Consider the following 16,782-nt stretch of genomic DNA (forward strand, 5'->3'; position numbering starts at 1 on the left):
CGAGGTACAGTTCTGTTTATGTGTGGCATTTTCAGTAAAGAAGTCCTGAGTAAACACGTTTCGTTGAATACAGCTTCTCTGCCGAACCTTATATTAGTGCCTCAAGCAGTAATGTCTCAGTTTTCTCAGTCAATGCCTGCGGGCGAAGTATATACATTAAGGAATTTTGCAAATGGCAAAGATTAAAGGTCAAGTTAAGTGGTTCAACGAGTCTAAAGGTTTTGGTTTCATTACTCCGGCTGACGGCAGCAAAGATGTATTCGTACACTTCTCTGCGATCCAGGGTAACGGCTTCAAAACTCTGGCCGAAGGCCAGAACGTTGAGTTTGAAATTCAGGACGGCCAGAAAGGCCCGGCTGCAGTTAACGTAACTGCTATCTGATTTCGACACCCCTGAGCTTGAAGCGCGTGTAGCGCATCAATGTCAGACATAAAGCCTCGCCTTAGTGCGGGGCTTTTTAATTTCCACGGCATAACAAATGGCGGTACACTTTCGCCCTTTAAGAACGCCCCGGAGTTTTTATGGCTTTCAGTTGTCCGCTCTGCCACGAACCTTTGCACCGTCGAGATAAATCCTTCTTTTGCGCACAGCGACATCAGTTTGATATTGCGAAAGAGGGGTATGTCAATCTTTTGCCCGTTCAGCATAAACGCTCGAAAGATCCTGGTGACAGTGCGGAGATGATGCAGGCGCGCCGTGCCTTTCTGGATGCGGGGCATTACCAGCCACTGCGTGATGCGATTGGCGACATTTTGCATGCGCGGCTACCGTCGTTAGCCGATGCGGTGCTGGATATTGGCTGTGGAGAAGGGTATTACACCCAGGCGTTTGCCGCGATTGCTCAGCAACATGGTGCACAAATGTTAGGGCTGGATGTTTCAAAAGCGGCGATCCGTGCGGCGGCAAAACGCTATTCGGCGATCATGTTCTGTGTTGCATCCAGCCACCGCTTGCCTTTTGAGGATGGTTGCATTGACGGGCTGGTGCGTATTTATGCGCCCTGTAAGGCGCAAGAACTGGCACGCGTAATGAAACCAGACGGTATTGTTATCACTGCATCACCTGGGCCACGCCATCTGATGGAACTTAAGGGGCTCATATATGATGAGGTGCATTTACATGCGGAAAACAGCGGCGATATTGCGGGATTCAAACTGCTGGAACAGCAATCGCTCTCTTATGAGATGACATTGACGGGCCAGCAAGCCGTGGCGTTATTGCAGATGACGCCTTTTGCCTGGCGGGCAAAACCGGAGGTGTGGGAAAAGTTAGCGGCAATGGAGCAGTTCCACTGCCAGACCGATTTTACAATCCACTGTTTACAGCGGGAAAGTTAGGCTGCGAAGTGGCTCCACAAGATCTGCGCGCCTATGCCAATGAGTACGATCCCACCGAGGATCTCGGCGCGCTTTCCAAGCAAGGGGCCAATAAAGCGACCAATCATTATTCCTAGCGTGGACATAATAAAAGTGGCGCAGCCAATAGCCAGCGCAGTTGCGAGAATATTGACTTGCAGGAACGCGAGGCCAACGCCAACAGCCATCGCGTCGAGACTGGTAGCAATTGCGGTGGTTACCAGCAACCAGAAACCATGACGATGGGGCGTTTCCGCTTCACAGTCGTCATCGCCACGTATTCCCTCAAGCACCATTCGACCACCGAGAAACACCAGCAGCACAAACGCTATCCAGTGATTCCATTCCAGGACGAATTTTGTGGCCAGCAGGCCCAGCCCCCAGCCAATCAGCGGCGTCAGGGTTTCAATCACGCCAAAGATAAGGCCAGTGCGCAATGCTTCGGAAAACTTCGGTTTATGTAAGGTGGCGCCCTTACCGATAGAAGCCGCGAAAGCATCCATCGACATGCCAAAAGCGAGGAGAAGAGTGGCAGATAAATTCATGTGAGCGTCCTGACCGGGAATTCCATATAACACATCTCTGCCCCCAGTAAACAGCAGTTGATGTGCCAATGGTCTCGCCTGACTGATGGTTTCAGTCCGTACGCGCCACGTTTTGCAACGAGTATGTTGACACGTACATTTCCGGGTGGTGGAAATCGGCTACTCCCCAACGACGGACGCACCTTAACATATTTTGAGAATATAAAACAACAACGGCAATATATAATGTTGCTTGCCGTGTGATAACGATTAGCATTTAGATTTATTGGTAAAAGTTACGTTAATAAATATAAGTAAATCTCCCATCAATATAGCAACGGCTATAACTCTGCTGATTATTTACGCGGAGCGATTTTCGCCCTCTCAAATGCTAACTTACTGAGTTTTAAGTAAAACTGTTGAGATCTTTTCCAGGTCGTCGATATTTCGTACGCGAATAAGCAAACGTCGCTGCTCTAATTGCATCACTAACACACCATCTTCCGATAAATTCATCTCTTTTATACGGCTATATTCAATCCAGGCATTTGCAAAGAAAAAACCACGCATTTTAAAGATGATTTTGGGGGTGCGGATCCAGAATAGATAAATACCCAGCAAAGCCAGGGCAAATAATAACCACATGGTTAATGATGAACCGCCATTGGCTGTGTTGTTATAGATAAGGATCACCAGTAGGCCGACAAAAATTGCGCCATCGGTACGGCTTCTGCGTAACAGGGGAACCGCCAGGAGTGTGGCACCATTGCGGCGTGGCATGATGAATTCATCATAGATGGCGAAAGCCAGCAGGGCGGCGATAAACAGTACCAATACGATATCCGTAATCGTCATTGTTTCTCCTTACATAAAAAAACCGGGGGCAAGCCCCCGGTTATCACATCACATATTAAAGACCCAGAAGACCGATAGCGTAACCCACAATCCCGATGACGAAGAAGCCAACGATGATCCACAGCGGGTTAACTTTCTTACGCAGCAGCCACATACAAGCGAAAGTCAGCAGCAACGGTACCAGGCCCGGCATCAATTGATCGAGAATGGTTTGTACTGTCGTAACGTTGGTTTTACCGGTCTGATCGGTAATTTCTGATACCACCAGTGGAATGTTCACATGCGTCCACTTGTTAACCAACGCCCCCATAACAAACAGGCCGAGAATTGACGCCCCCTCGGTCAGTTTTTGCAGGAAACCACCGCCCATATCTTTAACAATATCGATACCTTTACGGTAGCCGTACGCCACGCCGTAATAACGTGTTGCCAGACGGACGATATTGAACAAGACGAAGAACAGCAGTGGCCCGAGCAGGCTACCGCTCATGGCAATCCCTGCTCCGAGCGCTGCAAATACCGGGCGCACCGTACCCCAGAAAATCGGGTCACCGACACCGGCCAGCGGCCCCATCAGACCAACTTTAATACCGTTAATCGCGCCATCGTCGATCTCTGCACCATTCGCACGCTGCTCTTCCATAGCCAGCGTAACGCCCAGTACCGGCGCTGCCACGTATGGATGGGTGTTGAAGAACTCCAGATGACGTTTAATGGCCTGACGGCGCGCTTCGTTATTTTCCGGGTACAGGCGTTTAATCGCCGGCACCATCGAGAAGCAGAAGCCCAATGCCTGCATGCGTTCGAAGTTCCATGACCCCTGGAACAGGTTAGAACGCAGGAACACGCCACGAATGTCACTCTGGGTGAGTTTTTTCTCAGTCGGGGTTTTTGTCATATCAACCATGTCGTTCACCTGTTAATCCAGTTCGTTATCAAGATCGTTGGAACCCGCAGCCGGAGCAGCGCCGCCTGCTGAACGGTTATATTTCGGGCTGAGCTGAATGTAGAGGATCGCCATGACTGCACCGATAACACCCAGCGAGACGAGGTTGAAATTGGTGAATGCCGCCGTCACGAAGCCGAGATAGAAGAACGGCATCAGGTAGCCTGCGCGCATCATATTGATGACCATCGCATAACCTACCACCACGATCATACCACCGGCGATATTCAGACCGCTGGTCACGACTTCAGGAATGGCGTTCAGCATGCTCTGAACTTCACTGGTACCGACAGAGATAGCGACAATGACCGCCGGGATAGCGATACGCATAGCTTGCAGGAACAGGGAAGAGACGTGGATCCAGGAAAGTGCCGTCAGATTACCGGTTTCGGCTGCTTTATCCGCGGCATGCTGGAAGCCGACGGTAATGGTACGAACAATAATGGTCAGAACCTGGCCTGCTGCCGCCAGCGGAATGGCCAGCGCGATACCGGCACCGATGCTCTGATGACCGCCAATGACCAGAATGGTCGAGATAATCGACGCCAGCGCCGCATCGGGAGCGACCGCCGCACCGATGTTCATCCAGCCCAGAGCAATCATTTCCAGCGTACCGCCGATAATAATACCGGTTTTCATATCACCCAGAACGATGCCCACCAGCGTACATGCCACCAACGGACGGTGGAACTGGAATTCATCGAGTATCGACTCCATACCGGCAATACACGCGACGACGAACACCAGCACAATCTGAAGAGTGGTAATCTCCATTGTACTTCTCCTATAGCTAAATCAGACGTAAGTGTGAAAACTGAGTCAATCAGGCCGCCGCGGTTATTTCGCCACTTTGCTGATTAAATCCATCATTTTCAGTTTCGGATCGTTTGAAACTTTGCGGACTTCCAGCTCAATATTGCGTTCATTCAATTTCCTGAAGGCGGCAATATCTTTCTCGTCCACCGAAACTGCGTTATTCACCTGGGTTTTACCCTGACGATAAGCCATACCGCCAATGTTGACGGAGGTGATTTTTACCCCTTCTTCAACGACGCGCAGCACATCCGTCGGATTGGTGAACAACAGCATCACGCGCTCGCCTGCGTATTTAGGGTTGTTGTACACACGCACCATTTTGGCGACATCAACGACATGCGCCGTCACACCTGGAGGCGCAACCTGAGTCAGCAGAGTTTTACGGACATTATCTGCTGCCACTTCGTCGCTCACGACGATAATACGCGTAACGTTAGTCTCTTTTGTCCAGCGGGTAGCAACCTGGCCATGGATCAGACGGTCATCGATACGGGCAAGGCCGATAACCATATAATCATTAGGCCCCATGGGTTTGGCCGGTGCTGCCGCTTTCGGTGCCACAGGAGCCGGTGTGGGTTTTGCCACCGGTTGTGCTTTTAGCGCTTTCACGCCTTCGCGTCCGGTCTCCACCGCCAGCGCCACCAGTTCGTCAAAGGTCGGGTTGTCATCCCGGGCCATCAGTGTTTCCACCAGCATCGGAATATTGACGCCAGCAATAACTTCATAATGCTCTTTATCGACGACAATACGGCTGGCAGCGTTAAACGGACTGCCGCCCCATGTATCAACGAGAAACAGCACACCTTTGCCGGTATCCAGCTTCGCCAGCTGTGCGTTGTACTTTTCGATCAACGTTTCCGCATTTTCACCGGGAACAAAATCAATCCAACCGACGTTCTCCTGCTCGCCCAGCAGCATCTCGGCGGTTTTGAGCAACTGTTCCGCAGCCCAACCATGTGTGCCTATAACAATAGCAATGGTCACTTGCTACCTCCTTCTTCTTGTCGTTAACACACCATTAATTGATGTATTGTGAATCTGTCCCGGTAACGGTAAACCGAATCGATTCAGATAAGGGTTAAAGAGAACACCTATGACTTTCGGGAATTATTTTAGATAGCGAAAAAATAATTTATGTGATGAAGATCCGTAATTTAGGTTTCCTCTTCGTGAAATTTCGAAGCGCAAAATATCCACATAAATTGCAAATTCCGGTAAATCTTTGCAAATGCCAAAGTCTCTCTGATATGTTTATCCTCCGTTTAATGAGTCAGGAGTATAGGGCAGCAGCCCACCGTATGGATCGTCACCGACGTCAGTTCACTTTTTGGCCTTCTCGTGCCACGCAGCCCGGCGTTTTCCGCCATTTCCCAACGACGTTCAATGTCACATTTGTGCGTTTGTGCACACTGAATAACGCATCTCTTCTCAGGAGCCTGTCATGGAATTCTTAATGGATCCCTCGATTTGGGCGGGATTATTGACGCTGGTAGTTCTGGAAATTGTTCTCGGTATCGACAACCTGGTGTTTATTGCCATCCTTGCCGACAAACTGCCGCCGAAACAGCGTGATAAAGCGCGTCTCATTGGTCTGTCGCTCGCGTTGGTGATGCGACTGGGGCTGTTATCGCTGATCTCGTGGATGGTCACGCTGACACAACCGCTTTTTTCCGTCTGGGATTTCACCTTCTCCGGGCGCGATCTGATTATGTTATTCGGCGGTGTGTTCCTGCTATTCAAGGCGACGACGGAGCTGCACGAACGGCTGGAAAACCGCGAGCATGACAGCGGGCATGGCAAAGGCTACGCCAGTTTCTGGGTAGTGGTCGTGCAGATCGTTATTCTTGACGCCGTCTTCTCACTCGATGCGGTCATCACCGCAGTAGGCATGGTCAATCACCTGCCGGTAATGATGGCGGCTGTCGTTATTGCGATGGCAATGATGCTGCTTGCGTCAAAACCGCTGACGCGTTTTGTGAACCAACATCCCACGGTGGTCGTGCTCTGTCTGAGCTTCCTGCTGATGATTGGTTTGAGCCTGGTGGCTGAAGGTTTTGGCTTCCATATTCCGAAAGGTTACCTGTACGCGGCGATTGGTTTCTCTATCATCATTGAGTTCTTTAACCAGATTGCGCGCCGCAACTTTATTCGCCATCAGTCACATCTGCCGCTGCGCGCCCGTACGGCTGATGCCATCCTGCGTTTAATGGGCGGTCGCCGTCAGTCGAACCCGCAAATTGAAGCTGATAGCCAGGCCTCTGTACCGGTGCCGGAAGGGGCGTTTGCGGAAGAAGAGCGTTATATGATTAACGGCGTATTAACGCTGGCTTCACGCTCGCTTCGCAGCATTATGACGCCGCGCGGTGATATCAGTTGGGTGGATGCCAACCTCGGTGTTGAACAGATCCGCCAGCAACTGCTGTCCTCGCCGCACAGCTTGTTCCCGGTTTGCCGTGGTGAGCTGGATGAAGTCATTGGCATTGTGCGCGCAAAAGAGATACTGGTGGCGCTGGAAGAGGGCGTGGATGTTGCGGCGATCGCTTCGGCAACACCGGCGATTGTGGTGCCGGAGACGCTGGATCCGATTAAGCTGCTGGCTGTATTGCGCCGGGCGCGCGGCAGTTTTGTTATCGTCACCAATGAGTTTGGTGTTGTGCAAGGCCTGGTAACGCCGCTGGACGTGCTGGAGGCTATCGCCGGTGAATTCCCGGACGCGGATGAAACGCCAGAAATCGTTGCCGATGGTGACGGCTGGCTGGTGAAAGGCACCACAGACTTGCATGCGCTCCAACACACGCTGGGTCTGGACAACTTCATCGATGAAGACGAAGACATTGCCACTGTGGCGGGTCTGGTGATTGCCGCGCGAGGGCAAATCCCGCCTGTGGGCGAAACCTTCGAAATGGCACCGTTGCATATCACCGTGATGGAAGCCAACGATTACCGTGTTGATCTGGTCCGTATTGTTAAAGAGCAACCTGCTCACGACGAAGAAGAGTAATCTTTACCCCGGCATTAACGGTGCGACATGACCGTTATGCCGTTCCGGCGGCGGGGAGATATTCCCCGCCAGCCAGGCCGGAAAATCCTTCACCGGCATCGGTGCTGCAAAAAGAAATCCCTGCAACATATGCACACCCTGTTGACGTAAATACAGTGCTTGTTGCGTTGTCTCCACTCCTTCCGCGACCAGCTCAATATTCAGCCGTTGGCCGAGCGCGATAATCATATCGGTCACCGTCGAGTTAACCGCATCCGTACCAATAGCTGCGGTATAAGACTTATCAATTTTCAGGATGTCCGGGTGTAATTTCTCCAGCCACGAAAGTGAACTATTACCCGTACCGAAATCATCAATGGCAATCTTCGCGCCATGGCGATGAAGCTCGCGCAGCATGCGTGATTCGACATCCAGCAACGCATCGCGCTCCGTGAGTTCAATGGTTAACTGCTGGGCAGGATTTTTGTTAAACCAGAGCTGGACGAGATCTTTTAACAACTCACCGTGGCGCAAATGGCTTGGTGCGGCGTTGATGCCGATATGAAAGTGAGGATCATCAGGAAAGAGCGCCAGTTGACGCTGGGTTTCAGCCAGCACATAACGCGTCAGTGGGGCAATCAGATGCTGCTCTTCGGCAATCGGGATAAATATCTCCGGCGGGATCCAGCCCTGACGCGGATTGTGCCAGCGCAACAAAATTTCGACGCCCGCACACTGCATATTGTGTGCATTGAGCAATGGCTGGCAAAACAGCTCAAACTCATGCCCGGCAAGCCCGAGGTTTATCTCGCGGGAAAAACTCATCCGGCTGGCGGTGGCAAACCAGGCAATAAAACCGGTCAATAAACTCATCATCAGCGCCAGCGGTAACTGCGAAGGCAAATGCCACAGCGCCAGTCGCGTAGAACCCGGCCCGGTTACGCTAATGGTAAAAGGAAAATGGGCAGAAGTACGCTGGTAGCGCTTTTCGTTTTCCAGCGACGGTAAGTTATCCAGCACACCTTTGCCTTCGACCAGATGTTTGCCGCCGACGCTGAGGCTGACGCTGGTAATCAATGGCGCTTGCGGCTCCAGCATTAAATTACTCAGCAGCTCAATATTTACCGCCTCCATCACGCCACTTTGTCCGTCCTCACTGGTGGGATACCACATGATCAAGATAGGGCGATCTTTTAGCAGTGACTGATCGGTGGTGAGCACCAGCTTTTGCGAACGTGAAGGCAGCGAGGGCTGAAGCTGGTGAATGGCAACATCGCGCTGGCCAAAGATACTCGAACAGTAGAGCGTTCCGTTCTGAATCAGGCCGATAGAGCGCACGGTTTGCAGGCTTGCTGCCAGCTTGCGAAGCTGCAGGTGAATATCGCTACAGGGAATGCCAACCAGCGGCACCAGCACACTGCGACCCGCCTCCAGCGGCAGCATCAATCGCTCAAGGGTTTTAACCGCGTGGTTGGTAAAGGCGTAAATACGCTGATGATTTAAATTACGCTCCGAAATAAAGCGAAACGTGAGGGTTAAAAATAGTGCGACAGCGCCAACCAGCACGCAAACAATGGCGCGCCGTCGTCGGTAACTTTTAATGATCCGTTGAGCCGTCTGCATGCCGCTGCCGCCTGTAAAATCCCTGGCCTGATTTCCATGCCAGAACACTCAAAGTGTAGTGGGGAATTACCGGAGCGACGATAAATCGGTGAAAGCTCACTCAACTGCAGTAAACATGAAAAAACGCCGTTCGGCTGAACGGCGTTGATAAGCAAGAATTAATCACACTGTACTTTGATGGCCAGCCCGCCACGTGATGTTTCACGGTATTTGGCGTTCATATCTTTACCGGTCTCATACATCGTTTCGATCACTTTATCGAGCGAAACGCGCGGCGCGCTGGTTCGGCGCATTGCCATGCGTGAGGCGTTAATCGCTTTCACTGAAGCAATAGCGTTACGCTCAATGCACGGCACCTGGACTTGCCCGGCCACCGGATCGCAGGTCAGGCCAAGGTTGTGTTCCATGCCAATTTCCGCCGCCACGCAGACCTGCTCCGGGCTGGCGCCCAGCAGTTCTGCCAGACCCGCCGCAGCCATCGAACAGGCAACGCCCACCTCGCCCTGGCAGCCAACTTCGGCACCAGAAATGGAAGCGTTCATTTTATACAAAGCGCCGATAGCGCCAGCGGCGAGAAAATAGCGGATATAAATATCCGGGCTGACGGATTCGATAAAGTGGTCGTAATAGGCCAGCACCGCCGGAACGATACCGCAGGCACCGTTAGTTGGTGCGGTTACCACGCGGCCACCGGCGGCGTTTTCTTCGTTAACCGCCAGCGCAAACATGTTCACCCAGTCGATAACGTTCATTGGATCGCTGGAGAGCTTATCGCTGGCAACCAACATGCGGCGCAGTGCGGAAGCGCGGCGCGGAACGCGCAGCGGCCCCGGCAACACGCCTTCCGTATTCATGCCGCGATCGATACAGGCGCGCATGGTGGACCAGACATTACCGAAGTACTCTTCAATCTCTTTTTTCGAGTGCAATGCCAGTTCGTTTTGCATCACCATGCCAGAAAGCGACAGGCCGGTTTCTTTGCAATACTCCAGCATCTGGGTAGCGGAATTGAACGGATAAGGGACATCGACCGAGCTGGTGGTCTCTTTACCAAAATGCTCTTCATCGACGATAAAGCCCCCGCCGATGGAATAATAGGTTTTGCTGTAAATGACGTTTTCGCCATTCAGCGCGGTGATACGCATGCCGTTCTCATGCAGCGACAGGTTATCGCTGTGAAAACGCATCCCGTCATCTTTCGGGAAATCGACTTCATGACGCCCCTGCGCCAGCAACAGTCGCCCGCGATTTTCCACATCACGGATAAAACCCGGGATTGCATCGATATCGACTGTGGCCGGCTCGTTACCCGCCAGTCCCATAATGATCGCGATATCGGTATGGTGGCCTTTCCCGGTAAGGGAGAGCGAACCGTACACATCCACTACCACGCGGGTGACGTCATCCAGCAATCCTTTTTCGACCAGATCATCGACGAACTGCTTACCGGCCTTCATCGGGCCTACAGTGTGGGAAGATGAGGGACCAATCCCCACCTTAAACATGTCGAATAGACTAATCACATTAACGCTCCTGACAGGGTTACCGGGGTTTCCAGTAACGATGTAATAACTGCGCATAGTGTAAGAGGGAAGGCCATCATCAGCTTAACTATTCACATGAATTAAACTAATGGCTAACCCTGATTTTACTAATAGCGCGTACGCTGTCACAAAAGTGCTATATGTAAAGTATAGTCAAGGTCTGCGCCCTATCTGCAGCGCCAGCGAGCGAATAATTCCTGCCGTCATGCCCCAGACAAAATAATGCTGATACCAGGATAACCACACCCGATGCGCATTGCCGTGGCGGTGGATATCCAGCGGATGATAGCGGCCAAGACGCAGCGCTTCGGCGAGCGGCATTTCAAACACCGCCGCCACTTCATCTTCACTGGCGTGATAGGGCAAATCCGGCGGGATAATGCCGACCACCGGCGTAACCTGAAAACCGGTCACGCTATCAACCGGCGGCAAAACGCCAATCACCTCGACGGCCTCAGGCGGAATGGCGACCTCTTCCTGCGCTTCGCGCAGTGCCGCAGCGATTAGCGACGCATCCGTGCTGTCAACCGCGCCCCCGGGGAACGCTACCTGACCGGCATGCTTGCGAAGCAGAGGCGAGCGTTGCGTCAGTAATAAGCCGGGCTGCTCACGGCGCACTACCGGCACCAGTACCGCCGCCTGACGTGTATTTGCAACCGCCGGGTTGAGTTGCGGGCGTAAAAGCTGAAAGCGCGATAAAAAATCATCCAGAGTTAAAGCCGGTTGCTCCACGAATCATCTCTCCAGTTGCCGCAGGATACGGTTAACTTTATCAAAAGTTTCCTGATACTCCGCCTCTTCCTGGCTGTCGGCCACAATGCCGCCGCCTGCGGAACAGTAAATTTTCCCCGCACAGGCGCTGAGCGTGCGAATGGTGATGCTGGTATCCATATTCCCGCAGAAACTGAGATAACCAATCGAACCGCACCAGGCGTTACGCCGCTGCGGTTCAAGCTCATCGATAATTTCCATCGCCCGCACTTTCGGTGCGCCAGTGATCGAGCCGCCCGGAAACGCCGCGCGCAGCAGGTCGCTGGCATTGCGTCCGGCGGGCAATTTCGCCGTTACAGTGCTGACCAGATGGTGCACGGCAGGAAAAGGTTCGACCACGAACAGTTCCGGCACGCGCACCGACCCCGGTGTCGCCACGCGACCGATATCGTTGCGCATCAAATCAACAATCATCAGGTTTTCGGCCTGATCTTTCGGTGAGGCGGCGAGTTTCTGTGCCTGCTGCGCATCGGCCAGCGGGTCGGCAAGCCTTGGCAACGTGCCTTTAATCGGGCGTGTTTCTATATTGTCGCGTTCAAGGCGAATAAAACGCTCCGGCGACAGGCTCAGGATCGCGCCGTGTTCAAGGCGTAGAAAAGCGCTGAACGGCGCGCGGTTTTCGCGATTGAGTTGGCTAAACGCCAGCCACTCATCCCCGCAATAGTCGGCAGTAAAACGTTGCGCCAGATTGACCTGGTAGCAGTCGCCGCTGTGTAACCATGCCTGAACCTGGCGGAATTTTTCGCCATATTCGCTACGCGTCATATTGGCCTGCCAGGCGGAAGTCAGCCGAAACGGTTGGCGCTGCGGTTCACTTTGCGCCTGTAACCATGCCAGCCTGGCGTTAACATCGCTATGGCTGAGCAATGTCACACGCTGCAACTGATGATCGACAATCAGCGCCCAGTCATAAATCCCGACCGCCATATCCGCGATGCGAATGTCCTGTTCGGCAATCGCGGGCAGCTTTTCGAAACGACGGCCTAAATCATAGCCAAACAGCCCCAGCGCACCACCCTGAAACGGCAGATCGGCATGAGGTTCGCATCGAAACGGGTAAGCATCCAGACGTTGTTGCAGCAGGTGTAGCGGATCTTCCTGCGATATCTCGCTACCATTAAGGGTAGTGGCCTCGCCGTGTGTCGTCAGTGTCTCCAGCGGATCGGCAACCACAATATCAAAACGATTGTGCGGATGTTCAGCATGGCCAGAATGCAACAGCATGGCCCAGGGCTGGTGGCTGAGTGGCGCAAAGTAGTGTTCGGCGGCGTCCTGGCGCCACTGCAGCGAAATAACGGCGGGGGATAACGTTTTCATTGATCCTGACTCATGTGCGTCTGCGCTGGTGAAGCGCGCCGACGCATGAAATAATTAGCGCCAACAATTTAGCAGGAGTTGACAATGTTTGCAGGTTTACCTTCCCTCAGCCACGAGCAGCAGCAAAAAGCGGTAGAGCGTATCCAGGAATTAATGTCCGGTGGCATGAGCAGCGGGCAGGCGATTGCGCAGGTTGCTGAAGAGTTACGCGCCAGCCATACCGGCGAACGGATCGTGGCGCGCTTTGAAGATGATGATGACGAGTAATTACACCGCGGCGATGATTTTGATTTCCACTTTATAACGCGGGTTCATCAGTTTTGCCTGCACGGTGCAACGCACCGGTGCATGGCCCGCAACAACCCAGGCATCCCACGCTCTATTCATGGCGGCGAAGTCGTCGCCATCGGCCAGAAAAATGGTGGCATCAAGAATGCGCGTTTTATCGCTGCCTTGCTTGAGCAGAACCGCATCAATTTGCGCCAGCGTGTTGGCCGTCTGTTCAAACGCATCGGCATCGAGGTTTTCCGGCACGCCAGTGTAGTAAAGCGTCTGATTGTGGATAACCACATCAGACCAGCGGTCTGCCGCATCAATACGCACAATTGTCATTGTCTTTTCCTTCTTATTGGCCATGAATTCGCGGGCAAGAGTGCCATAAAAACCTGGCTGGCGTAAATCCGCTCACCCTGACATAATCACTGGCGATTTAACCAGGGGGTAGTGTGACGGACGATTTTGCAACAGACGGCCAGTTAGCCAAAGCCATTGCGGGATTCAAACCGCGTGAACCGCAGCGCCAGATGGCGCAAGCCGTCACACAGGCGATTGAGAATACGCAGCCGCTGGTGGTGGAAGCGGGCACCGGTACCGGTAAAACCTACGCCTACCTCGCGCCTGCGCTGCGCGCCGGGAAAAAAGTGATCATCTCCACCGGTTCGAAAGCCTTGCAGGATCAGCTTTACAGCCGCGATTTACCTACCGTCGCCAAGGCGCTTGAGTTCACCGGGCGTACCGCGCTGCTGAAAGGGCGCTCCAACTACCTCTGTATTGAACGTCTGGAGCAGCAAGCGCTGGCCGGTGGCGATCTGCCGGTACAAACGTTAAGCGATGTGATTTTGCTGCGCTCCTGGTCGAATCAAACCACCGATGGTGACATCAGTACCTGCGTCAGTGTGGCGGAGGATTCGCAGGCGTGGCCGCTGGTGACCAGTACCAACGATAACTGTCTGGGTAGCGATTGCCCGATGTATAAAGACTGTTTCGTGGTCAAAGCGCGCAAAAAAGCGATGGATGCAGACGTGGTGGTGGTCAACCATCACCTGTTTCTTGCCGATATGGTGGTGAAAGAGAGCGGCTTCGGGGAGCTGATCCCGGAAGCCGAAGTGATGATCTTTGACGAAGCGCACCAGCTTCCTGATATCGCCAGCCAGTATTTTGGTCAGTCACTCTCCAGCCGCCAGCTTCTTGATCTCGCTAAAGATTTCACCATTGCCTACCGCACCGAACTGAAAGATACCGCGCAGTTACAGAAGTGCGCCGATCGTCTGGCGCAGAGCACGCAGGATTTTCGCTTGCAGTTAGGTGAGCCGGGTTATCGCGGTAACCTGCGCGAGCTACTGGCAGATGCGCATATTCAACGTGCGCTGTTGCTGCTCGATGATGCGCTGGAACTCTGTTACGACGTGGCGAAGCTGTCGCTGGGCCGCTCCGCACTGCTGGATGCCGCGTTCGAACGCGCGACGACATATCGTGCCAGGCTGAAACGGCTCAAAGAGATCAACCAGCCAGGTTACAGCTACTGGTATGAATGTACTTCACGTAACTTCACGCTGGCGTTAACGCCGCTGACCGTAGCGGATAAGTTTACCGAGGTAATGGCGCAGAAAAAGGGCAGCTGGATTTTCACCTCTGCAACGCTTTCCGTGAATGACGATCTGCACCACTTTACCGCGCGACTTGGCATTGAAGGGGCGCAATCGCTGTTGCTGCCAAGCCCCTTTGATTATGAGCGCCAGGCATTGCTGTGCGTACCGCGCAATCTTCCGCAGACCAATCAGCCAGGCGCTGCGCGCCAGCTGGCGGCGATGCTCAGACCGATGATCGAAGCCAACAATGGCCGCTGCTTTATGCTGTGCACCTCGCACGCCATGATGCGTGACCTCGCCGAGCAATTTCGCGCCACCATGAGCCTGCCCGTCTTGCTGCAGGGAGAAACCAGCAAAGGGCAACTGTTGCAGCAATTTGTGAATGCCGGTAACGCGTTACTGGTGGCAACCAGCAGTTTCTGGGAAGGGGTGGACGTGCGTGGTGACACGTTATCGCTGGTCATTATTGATAAGCTGCCGTTTACGTCTCCGGAAGATCCGTTGTTAAAAGCGCGGATGGAAGATTGCCGTCTGCGTGGAGGCGATCCGTTTGATGAAGTTCAGCTGCCGGACGCGGTTATTACCCTGAAACAAGGCGTCGGGCGCCTGATACGTGATATTGACGATCGCGGCGTGCTGGTCATTTGCGATAACCGTCTGGTGATGCGCCCCTATGGCGCGGTGTTTCTCGCCAGCCTGCTGCCTGCACCGCGAACCCGTGATATTCGCCGAGCGGTTGAATTCCTCGCCTCTCCCCCGGCGCAGTAATTTTCTGTGGACTGTGGTAAGATGCGCGCCATTTTGTTTTTCATGGACCGCTATACCCATGCGCATTCTGGCTATTGATACTGCCACAGAGGCTTGTTCTGTCGCCTTATGGAACGATGGAACCACCTTCGCTCACTTCGAACTTTGCCCACGCGAACACACGCAACGCATCCTGCCACTGGTCAGGGATGTGCTTGGCGACGCTGAACTTAACCTGACGCAACTGGACGCACTGGCGTTTGGTCGTGGTCCGGGAAGTTTTACCGGCGTGCGCATCGGCATTGGCATTGCGCAGGGGCTGGCGCTCGGCGCTGACCTGCCGATGATTGGCGTTTCAACGCTGGCGACGATGGCGCAGGGCGCGTGGCGCAAAACGGGCGCGTCCCGCGTGCTGGCGGCGATTGACGCACGCATGGGCGAAGTCTATTGGGCAGAATATCAGCGCGATGAAAATGGCGTCTGGCACGGCGAAGAGACGGAAGCGGTATTAAAACCGCAAGCCGTCACTGAACGTTTGCAGCTGCTGGATGGCGAGTGGGCGATGGTCGGTACTGGCTGGCCCGCATGGCCTGAGATGGGCAACAACAGTACGGCAACCCTGCGTGATGGTGAGATCTTATTGCCCGCCGCGGAAGATATGCTGCCCATCGCTCGTCAACTGTTGGCTGCGCAGAAAACCGTCGCCGTCGAGCATGCCGAGCCGGTTTATTTGCGTAACGAAGTGGCATGGAAGAAACTTCCTGGCCGGGAATGAATCTCAGTAGTATCCACTGGGGTAAGGAGTCGCATCATGGCGGGTCAAAAAAAGGTTGTGCGCAGGTTGCTGGCAGGGCTGGCAATTGTGGTATTAAGCGGTTGTGTTTCTGTGCCTGACGCGATTAAAGGAACCAGTCCCACGCCGCAGGATGATTTAGTGCGCGTGATGAGTGCGCCGTCGCTGTATGTCGGCCAGGAAGCCCGCTTCGGCGGTAAAGTGGTGGATATTCAGAATCAGCAGGGGAAAACCCGGCTTGAGATCGCTGCCGTACCGCTCGACAGCGGCGCGCGTCCGGTTCTGGGCGAGCCATCCGTTGGGCGAATTTTTGCTGATGTGAACGGTTTTCTCGATCCGGTCGATTTCCGCAATCAGCTGGTCACCGTGGTTGGCCCGATAACCGGCACGGCAGACGGCAAAATTGGCAACGCGCCGTATAAATTTATGGTGATGCAGGCAAATGGTTACAAACGCTGGCGGTTAACCCAGCAGGTGATGTTACCGCCGCAGCCAATCGACCCGTGGTACTGGGGGCCGGGGCCGCATCCGCGTGCGTGGCACGGCGGGTACGGTGGATGGGGCTGGTTCCCCCCTGAACCTGCACGAGTTGAGACGGTCGTAACAGAGTAATTTCTTGTTTTATCAGGAAAACGAAACAGC

At 53.7% G+C, this 16,782-nt stretch carries 18 protein-coding genes and 1 pseudogene; 9 read left to right on the forward strand and 10 right to left on the reverse strand.

Annotated elements, in window-relative coordinates; translation table 11 throughout:
- Positions 1-18 precede the first annotated feature (18 nt).
- From RT644_RS15130 to rlmA, 3 genes and pseudogenes are all read left to right on the forward strand, one after another.
- Positions 19-160, forward strand: a pseudogene (locus tag RT644_RS15130) (DUF2627 domain-containing protein).
- 12 nt (positions 161-172) lie between these two features.
- Entirely contained in the window at positions 173-382 is a 210-nt protein-coding gene (gene cspE, locus RT644_RS15135; protein WP_001062678.1) for a transcription antiterminator/RNA stability regulator CspE, read from the forward strand.
- Positions 383-522: 140 nt separating this feature from the next.
- The gene (gene rlmA, locus RT644_RS15140; protein ID WP_313627196.1) at positions 523-1,338 is read left to right on the forward strand and encodes a 23S rRNA (guanine(745)-N(1))-methyltransferase; all 816 of its coding nucleotides are present in this window, start codon (positions 523-525) and stop codon (positions 1,336-1,338) included.
- Here rlmA and mntP read toward each other — a convergent pair.
- From mntP to manX, 5 genes are all read right to left on the reverse strand, one after another.
- Complete coding sequence (mntP, locus tag RT644_RS15145) at positions 1,335-1,901, reverse strand: manganese efflux pump MntP (RefSeq protein WP_045511389.1); 567 nt, start codon at positions 1,899-1,901, stop codon at positions 1,335-1,337. The genes rlmA and mntP overlap by 4 nt on opposite strands.
- A 375-nt stretch (positions 1,902-2,276) precedes the next feature.
- Positions 2,277-2,735: a DUF986 family protein gene (locus RT644_RS15150; RefSeq protein WP_313627197.1), complete on the reverse strand. Its 459-nt coding sequence runs from the start codon at positions 2,733-2,735 to the stop codon at positions 2,277-2,279.
- Positions 2,736-2,790: 55 nt separating this feature from the next.
- A complete protein-coding gene (locus tag RT644_RS15155) occupies positions 2,791-3,642 on the reverse strand; it encodes a PTS mannose transporter subunit IID (RefSeq protein ID WP_020454084.1) in 852 nt (283 codons plus the stop codon).
- A 12-nt stretch (positions 3,643-3,654) separates the two neighbouring features.
- Complete coding sequence (locus tag RT644_RS15160; RefSeq protein ID WP_017456976.1) at positions 3,655-4,455, reverse strand: PTS mannose/fructose/sorbose transporter subunit IIC; 801 nt, start codon at positions 4,453-4,455, stop codon at positions 3,655-3,657.
- A gap of 63 nt (positions 4,456-4,518) precedes the next feature.
- The gene (manX, locus tag RT644_RS15165; RefSeq protein ID WP_020454083.1) at positions 4,519-5,481 is read right to left on the reverse strand and encodes a PTS mannose transporter subunit IIAB; all 963 of its coding nucleotides are present in this window, start codon (positions 5,479-5,481) and stop codon (positions 4,519-4,521) included.
- A 314-nt stretch (positions 5,482-5,795) separates the two neighbouring features.
- Here manX and RT644_RS23650 point away from each other — a divergent pair, with 314 nt between their 5' ends.
- On the forward strand, positions 5,796-5,951 hold the full coding sequence (locus RT644_RS23650) for a protein YoaL (RefSeq protein WP_409521875.1): 156 nt from the start codon (positions 5,796-5,798) through the stop codon (positions 5,949-5,951).
- Positions 5,939-7,498 (forward strand): CNNM family cation transport protein YoaE, encoded by a 1,560-nt coding sequence (gene yoaE / locus RT644_RS15170; RefSeq protein ID WP_045509879.1) that lies wholly within the window; start codon positions 5,939-5,941, stop codon positions 7,496-7,498. Before RT644_RS23650 ends, yoaE begins: the two co-directional genes overlap by 13 nt.
- Before the next feature lie 3 nt (positions 7,499-7,501).
- On the opposite strand, the gene RT644_RS15175 is transcribed toward yoaE, so the two are convergent.
- The 4 genes from RT644_RS15175 to pabB form a co-directional block, all read right to left on the reverse strand.
- On the reverse strand, positions 7,502-9,100 hold the full coding sequence (locus RT644_RS15175) for an EAL domain-containing protein (protein ID WP_313627198.1): 1,599 nt from the start codon (positions 9,098-9,100) through the stop codon (positions 7,502-7,504).
- A gap of 158 nt (positions 9,101-9,258) precedes the next feature.
- A complete protein-coding gene (sdaA, locus tag RT644_RS15180) occupies positions 9,259-10,623 on the reverse strand; it encodes an L-serine ammonia-lyase (protein ID WP_097405785.1) in 1,365 nt (454 codons plus the stop codon).
- 174 nt (positions 10,624-10,797) lie between these two features.
- Positions 10,798-11,376, reverse strand: a complete 579-nt coding sequence (locus RT644_RS15185; RefSeq protein ID WP_020454079.1) for a CoA pyrophosphatase — start codon at positions 11,374-11,376, stop codon at positions 10,798-10,800.
- A gap of 3 nt (positions 11,377-11,379) precedes the next feature.
- Entirely contained in the window at positions 11,380-12,732 is a 1,353-nt protein-coding gene (gene pabB / locus RT644_RS15190) for an aminodeoxychorismate synthase component 1 (RefSeq protein ID WP_313627199.1), read from the reverse strand.
- Between the two features lie 84 nt (positions 12,733-12,816).
- Between pabB and RT644_RS15195 the strand changes: the two genes are divergently transcribed.
- The gene (locus RT644_RS15195) at positions 12,817-12,999 is read left to right on the forward strand and encodes a YoaH family protein (RefSeq protein WP_017456983.1); all 183 of its coding nucleotides are present in this window, start codon (positions 12,817-12,819) and stop codon (positions 12,997-12,999) included.
- On the opposite strand, the gene RT644_RS15200 is transcribed toward RT644_RS15195, so the two are convergent.
- Positions 13,000-13,344: a RidA family protein gene (locus RT644_RS15200; RefSeq protein ID WP_020454077.1), complete on the reverse strand. Its 345-nt coding sequence runs from the start codon at positions 13,342-13,344 to the stop codon at positions 13,000-13,002.
- A 113-nt stretch (positions 13,345-13,457) separates the two neighbouring features.
- On the opposite strand from RT644_RS15200, the gene RT644_RS15205 reads away from it, so the two are divergent.
- From RT644_RS15205 to RT644_RS15215, 3 genes are read left to right on the forward strand one after another with little or no spacing between them, the layout of a single operon-like run.
- The gene (locus tag RT644_RS15205) at positions 13,458-15,368 is read left to right on the forward strand and encodes an ATP-dependent DNA helicase (protein ID WP_313627200.1); all 1,911 of its coding nucleotides are present in this window, start codon (positions 13,458-13,460) and stop codon (positions 15,366-15,368) included.
- Positions 15,369-15,426: 58 nt separating this feature from the next.
- Complete coding sequence (gene tsaB, locus RT644_RS15210) at positions 15,427-16,122, forward strand: tRNA (adenosine(37)-N6)-threonylcarbamoyltransferase complex dimerization subunit type 1 TsaB (protein ID WP_313627201.1); 696 nt, start codon at positions 15,427-15,429, stop codon at positions 16,120-16,122.
- Between the two features lie 36 nt (positions 16,123-16,158).
- The gene (locus tag RT644_RS15215) at positions 16,159-16,752 is read left to right on the forward strand and encodes a Slp family lipoprotein (protein WP_313627202.1); all 594 of its coding nucleotides are present in this window, start codon (positions 16,159-16,161) and stop codon (positions 16,750-16,752) included.
- Positions 16,753-16,782 lie beyond the last annotated feature (30 nt).

Origin of the sequence: Kosakonia sp. (assembly GCF_032104925.1) — a bacterium.
Lineage (GTDB): Bacteria > Pseudomonadota > Gammaproteobacteria > Enterobacterales > Enterobacteriaceae > Kosakonia.

What these genes read in the sequence shown, in the direction of transcription:
- cspE (WP_001062678.1), top strand. Translation starts at nt 173, where the DNA reads ATGGCAAAGATTAAAGGTCAAGTTAAGTGGTTCAACGAGTCTAAAGGT.
- rlmA (WP_313627196.1), top strand. Translation starts at nt 523, where the DNA reads ATGGCTTTCAGTTGTCCGCTCTGCCACGAACCTTTGCACCGTCGAGAT.
- mntP (WP_045511389.1), bottom strand. Translation starts at nt 1,901, where the DNA reads ATGAATTTATCTGCCACTCTTCTCCTCGCTTTTGGCATGTCGATGGAT.
- RT644_RS15150 (WP_313627197.1), bottom strand. Translation starts at nt 2,735, where the DNA reads ATGACGATTACGGATATCGTATTGGTACTGTTTATCGCCGCCCTGCTG.
- RT644_RS15155 (WP_020454084.1), bottom strand. Translation starts at nt 3,642, where the DNA reads ATGGTTGATATGACAAAAACCCCGACTGAGAAAAAACTCACCCAGAGT.
- RT644_RS15160 (WP_017456976.1), bottom strand. Translation starts at nt 4,455, where the DNA reads ATGGAGATTACCACTCTTCAGATTGTGCTGGTGTTCGTCGTCGCGTGT.
- RT644_RS23650 (WP_409521875.1), top strand. Translation starts at nt 5,796, where the DNA reads ATGGATCGTCACCGACGTCAGTTCACTTTTTGGCCTTCTCGTGCCACG.
- yoaE (WP_045509879.1), top strand. Translation starts at nt 5,939, where the DNA reads ATGGAATTCTTAATGGATCCCTCGATTTGGGCGGGATTATTGACGCTG.
- RT644_RS15175 (WP_313627198.1), bottom strand. Translation starts at nt 9,100, where the DNA reads ATGCAGACGGCTCAACGGATCATTAAAAGTTACCGACGACGGCGCGCC.
- pabB (WP_313627199.1), bottom strand. Translation starts at nt 12,732, where the DNA reads ATGAAAACGTTATCCCCCGCCGTTATTTCGCTGCAGTGGCGCCAGGAC.
- RT644_RS15195 (WP_017456983.1), top strand. Translation starts at nt 12,817, where the DNA reads ATGTTTGCAGGTTTACCTTCCCTCAGCCACGAGCAGCAGCAAAAAGCG.
- RT644_RS15200 (WP_020454077.1), bottom strand. Translation starts at nt 13,344, where the DNA reads ATGACAATTGTGCGTATTGATGCGGCAGACCGCTGGTCTGATGTGGTT.
- tsaB (WP_313627201.1), top strand. Translation starts at nt 15,427, where the DNA reads ATGCGCATTCTGGCTATTGATACTGCCACAGAGGCTTGTTCTGTCGCC.
- RT644_RS15215 (WP_313627202.1), top strand. Translation starts at nt 16,159, where the DNA reads ATGGCGGGTCAAAAAAAGGTTGTGCGCAGGTTGCTGGCAGGGCTGGCA.